12 protein-coding genes and 1 pseudogene are annotated in these 15,229 nt (G+C 71.7%); 8 read left to right on the plus strand and 5 right to left on the minus strand.

Features of this window, described 5'->3' with window-relative positions:
• Positions 1 to 2: 2 nt before the first annotated feature.
• Entirely contained in the window at positions 3 to 1,109 is a 1,107-nt protein-coding gene (gene cobG / locus AC5Y4Z_RS18155; protein ID WP_499965869.1) for a precorrin-3B synthase, read from the minus strand.
• Positions 1,110 to 1,189: 80 nt separating this feature from the next.
• Here cobG and AC5Y4Z_RS18160 point away from each other — a divergent pair, with 80 nt between their 5' ends.
• Together AC5Y4Z_RS18160 and cobN are read left to right on the plus strand one after the other, a co-directional pair.
• Positions 1,190 to 1,867, plus strand: coding sequence for an alpha/beta hydrolase family protein (locus AC5Y4Z_RS18160; protein WP_499965870.1), 678 nt, complete (start codon positions 1,190 to 1,192; stop codon positions 1,865 to 1,867).
• Positions 1,868 to 1,870: 3 nt separating this feature from the next.
• Positions 1,871 to 5,446, plus strand: coding sequence for a cobaltochelatase subunit CobN (gene cobN / locus AC5Y4Z_RS18165; RefSeq protein ID WP_499965871.1), 3,576 nt, complete (start codon positions 1,871 to 1,873; stop codon positions 5,444 to 5,446).
• 60 nt (positions 5,447 to 5,506) lie between these two features.
• Here the strand turns inward: cobN and AC5Y4Z_RS18170 are convergent, their stop codons facing one another.
• Together AC5Y4Z_RS18170 and AC5Y4Z_RS18175 are read right to left on the minus strand one after the other, a co-directional pair.
• On the minus strand, positions 5,507 to 6,310 hold the full coding sequence (locus tag AC5Y4Z_RS18170; protein WP_499965872.1) for an SDR family NAD(P)-dependent oxidoreductase: 804 nt from the start codon (positions 6,308 to 6,310) through the stop codon (positions 5,507 to 5,509).
• Between the two features lie 30 nt (positions 6,311 to 6,340).
• Positions 6,341 to 7,024 carry a TetR/AcrR family transcriptional regulator gene (locus AC5Y4Z_RS18175; protein WP_499965873.1) on the minus strand — a complete coding sequence of 228 codons (684 nt, stop codon included), beginning with the start codon at positions 7,022 to 7,024 and terminating at the stop codon, positions 6,341 to 6,343.
• 109 nt (positions 7,025 to 7,133) lie between these two features.
• On the opposite strand from AC5Y4Z_RS18175, the gene AC5Y4Z_RS18180 reads away from it, so the two are divergent.
• Both AC5Y4Z_RS18180 and AC5Y4Z_RS18185 read left to right on the plus strand, forming a co-directional pair.
• The gene (locus AC5Y4Z_RS18180; RefSeq protein WP_499965874.1) at positions 7,134 to 7,520 is read left to right on the plus strand and encodes a PPOX class F420-dependent oxidoreductase; all 387 of its coding nucleotides are present in this window, start codon (positions 7,134 to 7,136) and stop codon (positions 7,518 to 7,520) included.
• A gap of 14 nt (positions 7,521 to 7,534) precedes the next feature.
• Entirely contained in the window at positions 7,535 to 8,389 is an 855-nt protein-coding gene (locus tag AC5Y4Z_RS18185; RefSeq protein ID WP_499965875.1) for a type 1 glutamine amidotransferase domain-containing protein, read from the plus strand.
• A 6-nt stretch (positions 8,390 to 8,395) separates the two neighbouring features.
• On the opposite strand, the gene AC5Y4Z_RS18190 is transcribed toward AC5Y4Z_RS18185, so the two are convergent.
• Complete coding sequence (locus tag AC5Y4Z_RS18190) at positions 8,396 to 9,097, minus strand: dienelactone hydrolase family protein (protein WP_499965877.1); 702 nt, start codon at positions 9,095 to 9,097, stop codon at positions 8,396 to 8,398.
• 73 nt (positions 9,098 to 9,170) lie between these two features.
• Here AC5Y4Z_RS18190 and AC5Y4Z_RS18195 point away from each other — a divergent pair, with 73 nt between their 5' ends.
• The 3 genes and pseudogenes from AC5Y4Z_RS18195 to lnt all read left to right on the plus strand — a co-directional run bounded on the left by AC5Y4Z_RS18195 (position 9,171) and on the right by lnt (position 14,046).
• Complete coding sequence (locus tag AC5Y4Z_RS18195; RefSeq protein ID WP_499965879.1) at positions 9,171 to 9,677, plus strand: FxsA family protein; 507 nt, start codon at positions 9,171 to 9,173, stop codon at positions 9,675 to 9,677.
• A 91-nt stretch (positions 9,678 to 9,768) separates the two neighbouring features.
• Positions 9,769 to 11,301 carry an amidohydrolase gene (locus tag AC5Y4Z_RS18200; protein ID WP_499965974.1) on the plus strand — a complete coding sequence of 511 codons (1,533 nt, stop codon included), beginning with the start codon at positions 9,769 to 9,771 and terminating at the stop codon, positions 11,299 to 11,301.
• A pseudogene (lnt, locus tag AC5Y4Z_RS18205) lies at positions 11,294 to 14,046 on the plus strand (apolipoprotein N-acyltransferase). The gene AC5Y4Z_RS18200 and the pseudogene lnt overlap by 8 nt, the downstream one beginning before the upstream one ends.
• Before the next feature lie 12 nt (positions 14,047 to 14,058).
• On the opposite strand, the gene rbpA reads toward lnt, so the two are convergent.
• The gene (gene rbpA / locus AC5Y4Z_RS18210) at positions 14,059 to 14,394 is read right to left on the minus strand and encodes an RNA polymerase-binding protein RbpA (protein ID WP_499965881.1); all 336 of its coding nucleotides are present in this window, start codon (positions 14,392 to 14,394) and stop codon (positions 14,059 to 14,061) included.
• A gap of 176 nt (positions 14,395 to 14,570) precedes the next feature.
• On the opposite strand from rbpA, the gene AC5Y4Z_RS18215 reads away from it, so the two are divergent.
• Entirely contained in the window at positions 14,571 to 14,921 is a 351-nt protein-coding gene (locus tag AC5Y4Z_RS18215) for a hypothetical protein (RefSeq protein WP_499965882.1), read from the plus strand.
• Positions 14,922 to 15,229 lie beyond the last annotated feature (308 nt).

The raw sequence follows: 15,229 nt of genomic DNA on the forward strand, positions 1-15,229 counted from the left end.
CCTTAGGTGTTTGCGCGCAGCAGCCGATATCCCTGTCCGCTGGCGACCAGGACCTGACCCGCCGCCGGGCTGCCGCAGGCGCGTTCGCAGCCGACGAAGTGGCGGTGCACGCCCGAATCGGCGTCCAGCGACGCGGCCGCGTCGGCCCGCACGTCGGCGGCGGACTGCGCGCATCCGGGGCTGCCGGTGCAGGCGCTGACGTTCAGCCAGGGGGAGTTCTCGTCGAAGACGAGGCCCAGCGGCGCCAGCACGCGCAGCGCGGCGTCGGCCACATCTTCGGTGAGGTCGCACACCAACACCGAGCGCCACGGGGTGATCACCACCGGGGCGTCGATCACCGCCAGATAGTCCGCGACCCGCGCGGGCAGCACACCCAGCGGCACCGCGGCGCCCAACATGACCCGGCCGTCGTCCTGGCCGATCCACCCCACCGGCGCCCTGGTCACGGGCGGGAAGGACGCGTCGCCCAGCGCCGCGCCGGGCAGCAGTTGCCGAATGTCGGCCAATTCGCTGACACGCCAAGCCTTTCCGCGTACCTCGACGAACCGCAGCGCGAGCTCGACCAGCGACCGCGCCACGTCGCCGACGGCCAGCCGCACGCCGGTGTCGTGCCCCGCCACCAACAGCGCGACACCGTCGTCGAGCACGTGCACGCCGACGTCGGCGCCGAGCCCGGACACGTCGGCGCGGCCGTCGTCGAGGCCGAACCAGAAGCGGCCGCCCAGCTCCGCGAGCCGGGGCTCGGCGCAGATCGCCGCGTCCAGCTCCTGCACCCAGGCCCGCACGTCGGCGCGCCCGCCGACGCGGCCGGACAGCGGCGACGCGACGATGTTGCGGACCCGCTCGTGCGTCGCCGACGGCAACAGCCCCGCGGCGGCGATGGCGTCGGCGACGGCCGTCACGTCGGTGATCCCGCGCACCTGCAAATTGCCCCGGGCGGTCAGCTCGAGCGCCGCGGAGCCGAACCCGTTCGCGACGCCGGCCAGCGTCGCCAGCTGGGCCGGGGTGATCATGCCGCCGGGCAGCCGGACCCGCACCAGCGCGCCGTCGGCGGCCTGGTGCACCTGCAGCGCACCGGGGCACGCGTCGGTCTGGCGGGTTCGGACCACCCAATTACGGTACGACTCCGCGGCTTTTGGGGGCACCGATTCGGGGTTGGATGCGCGCTACCCGGGGCACACTCGTCCCCGTGGAAACCGTCGAGTACGCCCCGGGACGCAAGGTCGACGTGTTCGGCGATTCGACGCAACCCGCGGTCCTGCTGTGGCACGGCATGCAGACCGATGCCCGCGCGGCCGTGCGCCCGCTGGCCGGCATGCTCGCCGGGCACGGCGCCGCGGTGGTGGCGCCGGATTGGAACTCCCACGCCGGCGACGGCGGACGCGCGGACCTCTTGGGCTCGCTGGACTTCGCCCGCAACTTTGCCGCCGACCCCGACGGGATGGTGCTCGTCGGGTGGTCCATGGGCGGGTGCGCCGCGGCCGCCCTGACCCTCGACGCGCCGCGCTTCGGGGTCACCCTGGCGCACACGGTGTGTCTGGCGGGCGCGTTCATGGTCCCCGACCCGATCTCCGGCCGGCCGCCGGCCGACGCGCTGCCCACCGACCGCGTCGGGTCGCCGTTCACCCTGTTGCACGGCCTGGCCGACGACGCCGTGCCCGTGACCGCCAGCAGGGAGTTCGCCGCCGCCCTCGGGCGGGCGGGCTGGCCGGTGGAGCTGGTGGAGCTGGCGGCCGACCACGGGTCGATCGCCGGCGCCGACTACGACCCCGTCGCAGACCGCTACGAGCCCGGGACGAGCCGGGAGGCGCAACGGGTCGCCAACGAGGTCGCCGCCCGCATCGCGACCATGCTGGGGTACGAATGACGGGTGGCTGAGCCGACCATCCTGCTGCTGTCGACGTCCGACACCGACCTGATCAGCGCCCGTTCCAGCGGCAAGAACTACCGGTGGGCCAACCCGTCGCGGCTGTCCGAGGACGTGCTGCCGGAGCTGCTGGCCGGTGCCTCGATCGCGGTGGTGCGCATCCTCGGCGGTTACCGCGCCTGGCAGGACGGCATCGACGCGCTGATCGCCAGCGGTGTCCCGACGGTGCTGGTCAGCGGCGAACAGGCCGCCGACGCTGAGCTGACCGGCCTGTCCACGCTCGCGGCCGGCATCGCGGTGCAGGCGCACATCTACCTGGCCCACGGCGGCGTGGAGAACCTGCGCCAGCTGCACGCCTTCCTCTCGGACACCGTGCTGATGACCGGGTTCGGGTTCAGCGCGCCCGTGGTGACCCCCACCTGGGGCGAGCTATCGCGGCCGCATGCCAGGGAGACCGGCGGCCCGACGATCGCGGTCCTGTACTACCGCGCCCAGCAGCTGGCCGGCAACACCGCCTACATCGAGTCGCTGTGTGCGGCCATCGAGGACGCCGGAGGCCGACCGCTGCCCGTCTACTGCGCCTCGCTGCGCACCGCCGAACCCGAACTGCTGCAACGGCTTTCCGGCGCCGACGCCATGGTGGTCACCGTGCTGGCCGCCGGCGGCCTGCGACCCGCGACGGCGGCGGCCGGCGGCGAGGACGACAGCTGGAACGTCGAACACCTTGCGGCCCTGGATATTCCGATCCTGCAGGGCCTGTGCCTGACCAGCCCCCGCGAGCACTGGCGCGACAACGACGACGGTCTGTCCCCACTCGACGTGGCCAGCCAGGTGGCGGTCCCCGAATTCGACGGCCGCATCATCACGGTGCCCTTCTCGTTCAAGGAGATCGACGGCGACGGGCTCATCTCCTATGTCGCCGACCCCGAGCGCTGCGCGCGCGTCTCGGGCCTGGCCATCCGGCACGCGCGGCTACGCCACGTCCCTCCCGCCGAAAAGCGTGTCGCCGTGGTGTTTTCGGCCTACCCCACCAAACACGCCCGCATCGGCAACGCGGTGGGACTGGACACCCCGGCCAGCGCGGTGGCGCTGCTGCGGGCGATGCGCGAGCACGGCTACCGGGTGGGCGAACTGCCCGGTGTCGACGCCGGCGACGGCGACGCACTGATCCACGCGCTGATCGAACGCGGCGGGCAGGACCCCGACTGGCTCACCGACGGCCAGCTGGCCGGCAACCCGATCCGGGTGTCCGCCAAGGACTATCGGGCCTGGTTCGCGACCCTGCCGGCCGAACTCACCGATGCCGTCGTCCGGCATTGGGGCCCCCCACCCGGGGACCTGTTCGTCGACCGCGGCGCCGACCCCGACGGCGAGATCGTCGTCGCCGCCCTGCGGGCGGGCAACCTGGTCCTGATGGTCCAGCCGCCCCGGGGCTTCGGGGAGAACCCCGTGGCCATCTATCACGACCCCGACCTGCCGCCCAGCCACCACTACCTGGCCGCCTACCACTGGCTGGACGCGGGGTTTGGCGCCCACGCCGTCGTGCACCTGGGCAAGCACGGCAACCTGGAGTGGCTGCCCGGTAAGACGCTGGGCATGTCGGCGGCCTGCGGGCCCGACGCGGCGCTGGGCAACCTGCCGATGATCTACCCGTTCCTGGTCAACGACCCCGGCGAGGGCACCCAGGCCAAGCGCCGCGCCCACGCCGTGCTGGTCGACCACCTCATCCCGCCGATGGCCCGCGCCGAAACCTACGGCGACATTGCCCGTTTGGAGCAGCTGCTCGACGAGCACGCCACCGTCGCCGCGCTGGACCCCGGCAAGCTGCCCGCCATCCGCCAGCAGATCTGGACACTGATCCGCGCCGCCAGGATGGACCACGACCTGGGGCTGACCGAGCGGCCGGAAGAGGATGCGTTCGACGACATGATCCTGCATGTCGACGGGTGGCTGTGCGAGATCAAGGACGCCCAGATCAGGGACGGCCTGCACGTGCTGGGTCAAAAGCCAACGGGGGAGGCCGAACTCGACCTGGTGCTGGCCATCCTGCGCGCGCGTCAGCTATTCGGCGGCGAGCACGTCCTGCCCGGTTTGCGGGAGGCCCTGGGGTTGGCCGAGGACGGCACCGACGAGCGCGCCGCCGTGGATGCCGCCGAGACCGCGGCCCGCGAGTTGGTCGCGGCGTTGCAGGCCACCGGTTGGGACCCCGACGCCGCCGGCCGGCTCACCGACAATCCCGGCGTCGCGGCGGTGCTGCGGTTCGCGGCCACCGAGGTGGTGCCGCGGCTGGCCGGCAGCGCCGCCGAGATCGACCAGGTGCTGCGGGCTTTGGACGGGCGGTTCATTCCCGCCGGGCCGTCGGGGTCACCGCTGCGCGGGCTGGTCAACGTCCTGCCCACCGGGCGCAACTTCTACTCGGTGGACCCCAAGGCGATCCCGTCGCGGCTGGCCTGGGAAGCCGGTGTGGCGCTGGCGGATTCGCTGCTGACCAGGTATCGCACCGATCACGGGCGTTGGCCGCAATCGGTCGGACTGTCGGTGTGGGGGACCTCGGCGATGCGCACGGCCGGCGACGACATCGCCGAAGTCCTTGCGCTGCTGGGCGTTCGGCCGGTCTGGGACGACGCGTCGCGGCGCGTCGTCGGCCTGGACGCGATCCCGCTGCCCGAGCTCGGCCGCCCGCGCATCGACGTGACCGTGCGGATCTCCGGGTTCTTCCGCGACGCGTTCCCACACGTCGTGACCATGCTCGACGACGCAGTGCGGCTGGTCGCCGACCTCGACGAGCCCGCCGAGGACAATTATGTGCGGGCGCACGCCCAGGCCGACCTGGCCCAGCACGGCGATCAGCGGCGCGCCACCACAAGGATTTTCGGGTCCAAGCCCGGCACCTACGGCGCCGGCCTGCTGCAGCTGATCGACAGCCGCAACTGGCGCGACGACGCCGATCTCGCTCAGGTCTACACCGCCTGGGGGGGATTCGCCTACGGGCGCGGGTTGGAAGGCCGACCCGCCACTGAGGATATGAACCTTCAGTACCGGCGCATCGCGGTGGCCGCCAAGAACACCGACACCCGCGAACACGACATCGCCGACTCCGACGACTACTTCCAATACCACGGCGGCATGGTCGCCACGGTGCGCGCGCTGACCGGGCAGGCGCCGGCGGCCTACATCGGCGACAACACCCGGCCCGACGCGATCCGCACCCGCACCCTGTCGGAGGAGACCACCCGCGTTTTCCGCGCCCGCGTGGTCAACCCGCGCTGGATCGCGGCGATGCGCCGGCACGGCTACAAGGGCGCGTTCGAGATGGCCGCGACCGTCGACTACCTGTTCGGCTACGACGCCACCGCGGGCGTGATGGCCGACTGGATGTACGAACAACTCACCGAGCGCTACGTGCTGGACGCCGAAAACCGCAAGTTCATGGCGGAATCCAATCCCTGGGCGCTGCACGGCATGGCCGAGCGGCTGCTCGAGGCCGCGGGGCGCGGCATGTGGGCCGACCCGCAACCGGAAACGCTCGACGGGCTGCGCCAGGCGCTGCTGGAAACCGAGGGCACCTTAGAAGGGTGAGCAGACGCAAAAGCACCTATTTCCACGGCGTGTCGGGTGCTTTTGCGTCTGCTCGGCCTACTAAATGAAGTCGGACCCGCCGTCCACGTTCACCGTGGCGCCGGTGACATACCCGTTGCGCCGCGACGCCAGGTAGGCGGTAATGGACGCGACCTCCTCGGGAAGTCCGGCGCGACCGAGGTCGCAGGGCTGGTGAAAGTTGTTGTCGATCCAGGTCATGACGTCGACCGGATCGGTGGCATCGAGGCCGTCGGCGGCGAGGATCCCCTTGAGCACTTCGGTGAAGCTCGCAGTCACGATGGTGCCTGGGCACACGCAATTGACCAGGATACCCTCCCCGGCAAGGCTTTTCGACAGGTTCTTGGTGACGCTGGCCAGCGCCGCCTTCGACGCCGTATAGGCGACGATGCGCGGGTTCTGCCGCTGAATCGAGTGCGCTGACAGCGTCACGATGCGGGCCCAATCCGCCGATCGCAGCAGCGGCAACGCGGCGCGGATCGATCGCACGGCCGACATCGTGCCGAGCGTGAACGCTTCGTCCCATTGGGTATCGTCCAGCTGCTCGAAGTAGCCGTCGCCCGGCCCGATCGTGTGGACGAGGCTGTTGAGTTGCCCCCAACGGTCGGCGACCGCGGCGAAGCCATCGGCGATGGAGTCGGCGTCAGCCATATCCACGCTGATCCCCACGGCATCGGGAGCGCCCGCGTCGCGCAGCGTTGTCACGGCGGCGTCGAGCGCCCCCTGGCCTCTGGCCATCACCGCCACGCGTGCTCCCTCGGCCGCAAGGGTTTCGGCGATCGCCAGACCCATGCCCTTGCTGCCGCCCGTGACCACGGCCGTCGAGCCCGCGAAACCCAGATCCATCGACGTCTCCTTCTCAGATGGTGTGCGTTGCTAACAGTGGACTATCTCTTCCGCCGGCACGCCGAGGCCGCCCAAGCAGAAACGAAGCGCGCCTTGCCGAACGGTGTCGCGGTCACATTCGCCGGTCCGCCATTGCCGCTCGATGCTCGCCCACACCACGGCGTGGATGGCTTGGGCGCCGGTCACGGGATCGATGTGACGGAACACTCCGCTTTGCACGCCGCGGTGCAGAACTTCGGCCAGGGGCTTCAGCAGCAGTTCGTACGCGGGCTGGACCAGGCCGGGGGAGGCGAACATCTGCGATTGGGCCTCCAGCGACGCGCGGCGCAAACCGGATTTGGTGGTCTCGTCGAATGCCAGGTCCAGCCGGCCGTCGATCCACGTCGCGACCGCGTCGATTTCGGTGGCAGCGGCCGCCATTCGGCGTCGCAGTCGCCGCTCCTCCACCCGGGCCATGTCCAGGAACAGCGCGGTCACCAGCTCGTCCTTGGAGCCGAAATGTCGATAGAACGCGCGGGTGCCCAACCCGGTCCGGTCAAGTACCGCGCCGACGCTGAGCGCCCGCATTCCCCGCTCCCGCAGCGTCGCCGACGCGGCGGCCAGGATTTCGCGGCGCACCGTCGGGTCGGGACTCAGTTTGTCGCGCCGCCGCGTACGACGGGCACCCAGGGCGCCGGGCCGTCCCGTCGCATGCGGCTTCTTCGGGTCTCCCACGCCTTCCCGCTTCGCTTAAATGAAAATTAGGTTTTCGTTTAACGCCTGACGACTATCGCAGCCAAGCGATGCGAATGTCAACGTTGCGTCGGCGGGGTAGGTTGACACCGTGACGCCGACGTTCGCCGACCTCGCCAAGGCGCGGTACATCCTGCTGACCACCTTCACCAAGGACGGCCGGCCCAAGCCGGTTCCGATCTGGGCCGCGGCCGACGGGGACCGGCTGCTCGTCATCACCGAGGCAAAGTCGTGGAAGGTCAAGCGGATCCGCAACACGCCCCGCGTGACGCTGGCCACCTGCACCATGGGCGGTCGCCCGACGAGCGAGCCCGTCGAGGGCACGGCGGCGATACTCGACAAGTCGGAGACGGCCGCCGTGTACGACGCGATCGGCCGGCGCTACGGCATCGTGGGCAAGGTGTTCAATTTCGTCAGCAAGCTGCGCGGCGGCATGCAGAACAACGTCGGACTCGAGCTCAAAGTCGCGCCGGGCTAGGGCATTCAGGCCAAATGGGCACCGTCGTCATCCCGATTCCGGACCGTGACTTCGACCCGACCGAGGTCGCGGTGAGCTGGCGGGTGCTGACGCGCGACGGCCACCGCGTGGTCTTCGCCACCGAGACGGGCGCGCCCGGGGCGGCCGACGGCATCATGGTGACCGGCCGCGGCCTGGACGCCTGGTCCGCCCTACCGGTGCTGGGACGGGTTCGGCTCGTCGGGCTGGCGCTGCGGGCCAACGCCGACGGTCGCGGCGCGTACCGGGACATGCTGCAATCAGCGGAGTTTCAGCATCCCGTCGCCTGGGCGCAGGCGTCCCTGGACGGCGTCGACGCGCTGCTGTTGCCCGGGGGACACCGCGCGCGCGGCATGCGCAACTACATCGAGAGCGACATCCTGCAGCGGCTCGTCGTCGATGCCTTCGCCCGCGGGCTGATCGTGGCCGCGATCTGTCACGGCGTGCTGCTCGCCGCGCGCAGCGTCGACCCGACCACCGGCCGCTCGGTGCTGCACGGGCGCAAGACCACGGCGCTGACCTGGGCGATGGAGCGCCTGGCCTGGCGGCTCACCCGCATCACGCGCTTCTGGGACCGCGACTACTACCGGACGTATACCGAGGAGCCCGGTCAGCCGGGCGGCTACATGTCCGTGCAGGCGGAAGTGACTCGCGCCCTTGCGGATCCGGCGGACTTCCGCGACGTGGCCCGCGGCTCGCCGCACTGGCGGCTGAAGTCCTCCGGGATGATGCGCGACGCCGCCACCGACTCGCGGCCGGCGTTCGTCGTCGACGACGGCGACTACGTGTCCGCGCGCTGGCCCGGCGACACGCACACCTTCGCGTCCGTCGTGTCGCGAAAACTCAAGTGATGCAGACTACGTCGTCGCCGCCAGGTGCTCGCCGAAGAACGCGAAGATCCGGCTCCACGCGTCCTCGGTGGCGGCGTGGTCGTAGCCGAAACCCGCGACGCGAAGCAGCGGCTGGGCCGGCAGCGTGTTGGCGAAACTGTGCCCGGCGCCGGGGTACACCTTGATGTCGGTGGTCACCTGCTTGGCCTCGGCCGCTTCGCGAAATTTCTCCGGCGCACCCTTCCCGAGGGGGTCGCGGCCGCCGAAGCTGGCGACGATCGGGCACGCGCCGTCGAGGACCTCGTCGAGCTGGCGCGGCAGGGGTGTGCCGTAGAACGGCGCCGAGGCCCCAAAACCCTTGGGCGACATGAGGATGGCGAACTGCCCGCCCATGCAGAACCCCGCGATGCCCACCTGCCCGGAGCATTCGGGCATCGCCTTGAGGTGGTCGCGGGCCGCCAGGATGTCGTCGAGGGCGCGCCCGCGCTGCGTCTGCAGCTCCTTCATGACCCGGGTGATGCAGCGGATGCGGCCACCGCGCGCGTACATGTTCGGGGTGAGCGCCACGTAGCCGGCGCGCGCGATGCGTTCGTTGGTCGATTTCTTGTCGCGGCCGTAGCCGAACGCGTCGTGGATCACCACCACACCGGGCCACGGGCCCTGTCCCTCGGGAACGTTGAGCAGCGCGTCGATCGGTCCGTCGGGCGTGTCGATCTGAATCGTCGTCATACCGTCATCTAACTGCAGCCTGGATCGCCACCACCAGGGGAACTCGGCGGCGCCCCGCGGGCGTTGGCATGACATGGTGTCGCGGCTGTTGTTGATCTACGCCGTCGCCGAGCTGGCGGCGGTCATCGCGCTGGTGTCTATCGTCGGATGGGGCTGGACGCTGCTGGTCCTGGCGGGAACCTTCGTGCTCGGCTGGGGCCTGCTGGCGCCGATGGCGGGCTCGCACCTCGTCCGGCAGATCGGGCACTTGCGCTCCGGGCTGACCGATCCGCATCGCGCGGCGAGCGACGGCGCGCTGGTCACGCTGGCCACCGTCCTGGTCCTTGTTCCGGGGGTGGTCACCACGGCGCTGGGCGTGTTGCTGCTGGTGCCGCCGATCCGCGCGGTCGCGCGCCCCGGGCTGGCCGCGTTCGCGGTGCGCGGGGTGCGGCGGCGGATGCCGCTGATCAACTCGTCGCGCGAGCGCGACCACCGGCCCGACTACATCGACGGCGAGGTCGTCGACGTCCGGGACTTCGAGCCGCCCGCCCTGCCGAACGACGCGCGCGGCGGATACCCGGGGCACCCTGGCTGGGATTGATCGCCCGTAGTTTTGGCCTGTGAGCGACACGCCGACCACGCTGCTGGTCAATGGCCGGATCCATAGCCCGAGCCACCCCGACGCGACCGCCATGGCGGTCCGCGGCGGCGTCGTCGCGTGGCTGGGCAGCGACGACGTCGGGCGTAGCCAGTTCCCGGGCGTCGACGTCGAGGACCTCGACGGCGGCTTCGTCGCGCCGGGATTCGTGGACAGCCACATCCACCTGACCGCGACCGGCCTGACGCTCAGCGGCCTGGACCTGCGGCAAGCCACGTCACGCGCCGAGTGCCTGCGGATGCTCGCCGACCACGCGGCCGCCCACCCGGGCAGCGTGGTGTGGGGGCACGGCTGGGACGAGTCGTCGTGGCCGGAGAACGCGCCGCCGAGCACCGCCGACCTGGACGCGGCCGTGGGCGACCGGCCCGCCTACCTGGCCCGCGTCGACGTCCACTCGGCGCTGGCCTCTACGGGGCTGCGGCGGCTGGTCCCGCACCTGCAAGCGGCGGCCGGTTTCGCCCCCGAGCGGCCGCTGGTCGGCGACGCCCACCACCTGGTCCGGGCCGTCGCCCGCGACCTGCTCACCCCCGGACAGCTGGCCGAGGCCCGCACGGCCGCGCTGGACGCGGCCGCCGCGGCCGGCATCGTCGCGGTGCACGAATGCGCGGGCCCCGACATCGGCGGCCTCGACGACTGGCTGCGCCTGCGCGACCTCGAGCACGGCGTCGAGGTGGTCGGCTATTGGGGCGAGGCGGTCACCACGGCCGAACGGGCGCGCGCGCTGATCGACGAGACGGGGGCCCGGGGGCTGGCCGGTGACCTGTTCGTCGACGGGGCGCTGGGGTCGCGCACCGCGTGGCTGCACGAGCCGTACGCCGACGCCCCGGGGTGCGCCGGCACCTGCTACCTGGATCCCGACGCCGTCGAGGCCCACGTGCGGGCCTGCACCGAGGCGGGGGCGACGGCGGGTTTCCATGTCATCGGCGACGCCGCGGTCGCGGCGGCGGTCGGCGCGCTGGAACGGGTCGTCGCGGACCTCGGGGTGACCGCGGTCGCCCGCTGCGGGCACCGCCTCGAGCACGTGGAGATGGTCACCGCCGACCAGGCCGCCAAGCTCGGCGCGTGGGGCGTCATCGCCAGCGTGCAACCCAACTTCGACGCGCTGTGGGGCGGCGCCGACGGCATGTACGCCCGCCGGCTCGGCGCCGAACGAGGCCGCCGACTCAACCCACTTGCGCTGTTAGCATCCCAAGGCGTGCCCCTCGCGCTCGGTTCCGACGCCCCGGTGACGGGCCTTGACCCGTGGCTGAGCGTGCGCGCGGCGGTCAACCATCAGACCCCGGGCAGCGCGGTGTCGGCGCGGGCCGCGTTCGCGGCGGCCACCCGCGGCGGCTGGCGGGCCGGCGGCGTCCGCGACGGCCACGCGGGGACCCTCGTCCCCGGCGCGCCGGCCTCCTATGCGGTGTGGGACGCCGGCCCCCTGGACGTCCACGCGCCGCGCGATGCCGTCCAGCGCTGGTCCACCGATCCGCGTTCCCGGGTGCCCGCGCTGCCGCGGCTGGGTCCGGCCGACGCCCTGCCGCGCTGCCGTCGAACCGTGCACCGAGGCGCTGTCATCCATGGCTAGCGACGGGTTCGGCAGCGACGAGCGACCCGACGACGACCCGGAGGCCACCCCGGCGGCCGACGAGCCGGAACGCCACGACGAGGAGCCCCCCGACGAGCCCGAGTCCGAGCCCGCCGCGGCGCCCGGGCTGCCCGCCCGGGTGGGCGCCGCGGCGCGCCGCGCGCTGGCCGCGCTGGTCGCCGCCGTCATCGCGCGACTGCCCGGGGTGTGGGCGGCGCTGCGGCCCCGGCTGCCCCGGCTGCTGCTCGCCGTCGCCGGCGGTTGGCTGCTGTACGCCAGCTTCCCGGCCCTGAACTGGTGGTGGGCCGCCGTCGTCGCCGCCGCGCTGCTGGGCTGGGTGCTGATGCATCCGGCCACCACGCTCGCCGGCGGCTTCGGCTACGGGTTCCTGTTCGGGCTGGCCTTCTACCTGCCGCTGCTGCCGTGGATCAGCACGCTGGTGGGCGCCGTGCCCTGGCTGGTGCTGGCGACGACGTGCGCGCTGTTCCCCGCCCTCTTCGGCCTGTGCGCCGTGGTGGTGCGGCGGCTGCCCGGGTGGCCGATCTGGTTCGCGCTGGTGTGGGCGGCTCAGGAGTGGCTGAAGTCGACCCTCCCGTTCGGCGGCTTCCCCTGGGGCGCGGTGGCGTTCGGTCAGACGCAGGGCCCGTTGCTGCCGCTGGTCCAGCTCGGGGGAGTCGCGCTGCTGTCCGCGGCGATCACGCTGGTGGGGTTCAGCGCGACCGCGATCGCGCTGGAGATCGCGACGTGGTGGAAGGCCGGCCCCCGGGCGCGCACCGGCGAGGACGCACAACCGCCCGCCGTGGTGCTGCCGGGGATCTGCATCTGCCTGGTGCTGTTCGCCGCCGTCGTCGTGTGGCCGCAGGTGCGCCACGCCGGCGCGGGGTCCGGCGGCGAGCCCCCGGTCACCGTCGCGGTGGTGCAGGGCAACGTGCCGCGGCTGGGCCTCGACTTCAACGCGCAGCGCCGGGCGGTGCTGGACAACCACGTCCGCGAGACCCTGCGGCTGGCCGAGGACGTGCGTTCGGGCCTGGCCCCCCAGCCCCAGTTCGTGATCTGGCCGGAGGACTCGTCGGACATCGACCCGCTGGCCAACGCCGACGCCGCCGAACAGGTCGCGCGGGCCGTCGCCGCGATCGGCGCGCCGATACTGGTCGGCACCGTGGCCGACGTGCCCGGCCGCACCCCGGAAACGTCGCAGTACACCAACACCGTGATCGTCTGGAACCCGGTCACCGGACCGGCCGACCGCCACGACAAGGAAATCGTGCAGCCGTTCGGCGAGTACCTGCCGATGCCGTGGCTGTTCAAGCACCTGTCCGGCTACGCCGACCGCGCCGGCCACATGGTGCCCGGCAAGAGCAGCGGCGTGGTGCACATCGCCGGGGTGCCGCTCGGCGTGTCCACCTGCTGGGAGGTGATCTTCGACCGGGCCCCGCGCAAGGCCGTGCTCAACGGCGCCCAGGTGCTGGCCGTGCCGAGCAACAACGCCACCTTCAACAAGACGATGAGCGAACAACAGCTGGCGTTCGCCAAGGTCCGGGCGGTCGAGCACGACCGCTACGTGGTGGTCGCCGGCACCACCGGGATCAGCGCGGTCATCGCCCCGGACGGCGCCGAGCTGGTGCGCACGGACTTCTTCGAGCCCGCCTACCTGGACATGCCGGTGCGCCTCAAGACGAAGCTGACGCCGGCGACCCGATGGGGCCCGATCGTGCAGTGGATTTTGGTGGCCGCGGCCGGAGCGGCCATTCTGGTGGGGATACGGCACAATGGATGGTTCGCGCGTCCGGTTCGCCTGAGGTCCGGGCCGCGCGGTGAATCCGAAGATGCCGCCACGCCCCCGGGCGAACCCCCGCCCGACGAGGGCGACACGGAAACTGCGCACGACACCCCGCCCGAACAGGGCGGCCGACCCGATGCCGGGCGAGACAGTGACGACAAAGGAGCTACATGACCACCGGCCAGCCGGCGCCCCGGGCCGCGGGCAACCGTCCCAGCGAGCGCGTCCTGGTGATCATCCCCACGTTCAACGAACGGGAAAACCTGCCGGTCATCCACCGGCGGCTGAAGGACGCGTGCCCCGCCGTGCACCTGCTGATCGTCGACGACAGCAGCCCCGACGGCACCGGTCAGCTCGCCGACGAGCTGGCCGCGGCCGATCCCGGCCGCACTCACGTGCTGCACCGCACCGCCAAGGACGGCCTGGGCGCGGCGTACCTGGCCGGCTTCGCGTGGGGCCTCAGCCGTGACTACGCGGTGCTCGTCGAGATGGACGCCGACGGCAGCCACGCCCCCGAGCAGCTGCACCTGCTGCTGGACGCCGTCGACGCCGGGGCCGACCTGGCCATCGGTTCCCGCTACGTCGAGGGGGGCGCCGTGCGGAACTGGCCGTGGCGGCGCTGGGCGCTGTCCTGGACGGCCAACACCTACGCGCGGCTGGCGCTGGGCATCGGCGTCCACGACATCACCGCCGGCTACCGCGCCTACCGCCGCGAGGTGCTCGAGGCGATCGGCCTCGAGGCGGTGGACTCCAAGGGCTACTGCTTCCAGATCGACCTGACCTGGCGCACCGTCGGCAACGGGTTCGTGATCGCCGAGGTGCCGATCACCTTCACCGAGCGGGAACTGGGCGTCTCCAAGATGAGCGGGTCCAACATTCGCGAGGCGCTGGTCAAGGTCACCCGGTGGGGCGTCGAGGGGCGCCGGGCGCGCCGGGACGCCACGCGGGCCGACAACCGCACTTAAGAGCGGGCTCGGTTAGCCGCGGCGGCGCGACCTGATCAGCTCGAGGCGCTCTTTGAGCAGTTCTTCGAGCTCGTCGACGGTGCGGCGCTCCAGCAACATGTCCCAGTGCGTGCGCGGCGGCTTGACCTTCTTCGGCTCGGGCAGGTCACCCTCGATCAGGGTGCCCTCCATCCCGTTGCGGCACAGCCAGGTGCCGGGGATGTCGGCGTCGTCGGCGAACGGGACCTCGAACTCCTCGCCGTTCTCGGTGCGGTACCGCGCGATCTGGCGCGGCGCGAGGTCGTGGTTGCGGTCGGTCTCGTAGCTCACGGCTCCAAGGCGACTGCCTCTCAGGACGCGATCGGCCATGCGTGCTACTCCTCTAGTTCTTTGGGCTTTCTTAAGGCTGTTGACAGTGATGCAGTTCTGTCCCGGTTAGCAAACGTTATGACGGTCTGCGTAGTTCCCATGCCGACACGCGGCATACGCGACGCGACCTTCCATGATACGGGACTATCGAACGCGTCCGACTAAAGTCGGCAGGCGTGACCCGCCGCGCCCACCCCCAGCCGTGCCGCTGGTGTGGCCGGGACGTGACCGACGCCGGGATGGGCCGTCGCCGCCAGTACTGCCGGCAATCCTGCCGGCAACGCGCCTACGAGCAGCGGGCCGCGCTCAACCGGGGTGACACCGGGGCCGTGCCCGCCGACGCGGTGGTGTTGTCCGCCGACGACGCGGCCGACCTCTCGGATCGGGTCTATCAGGTCCGATGCGCCGCCGAGGACGTCGCGACCGCGCTCGACGAAGGGGCGCCGCCGACCGAACTGCGCGACCTGTGCGACGTGCTGATCCGGACCGCCCGCGCCGCCGACGGCTGGCGCCGCGCGGGTGTCTGATCTGGTTTGAAACCCGGCTTTGACCACCAGCGATGGATCGCCGGGTACAGTCGCGCCATGGGCGGCGGGCCAGTCGTGCGCGGGCGTACACGCGCATCCATTTCTCCAGGCCGGTCCTCGGTGAGAAGTCGGGAGCATCGGGCGTTTTGAAATCCTGCCGGAGTTGGCCATACTCACCAGCGACATTCTTGGGTCGAACAGCGGCACGACGCTGGTCGGAAAAACCACGGCCCCGGCTCGTGCGGCAAATTCCGTGACTCGGCGAGGGCGCTCGGCAACGGCCGCATCCGGCGGTGACACGACGGCCA

It is taken from the genome of Mycobacterium sp. NGS63 (assembly GCF_059812295.1).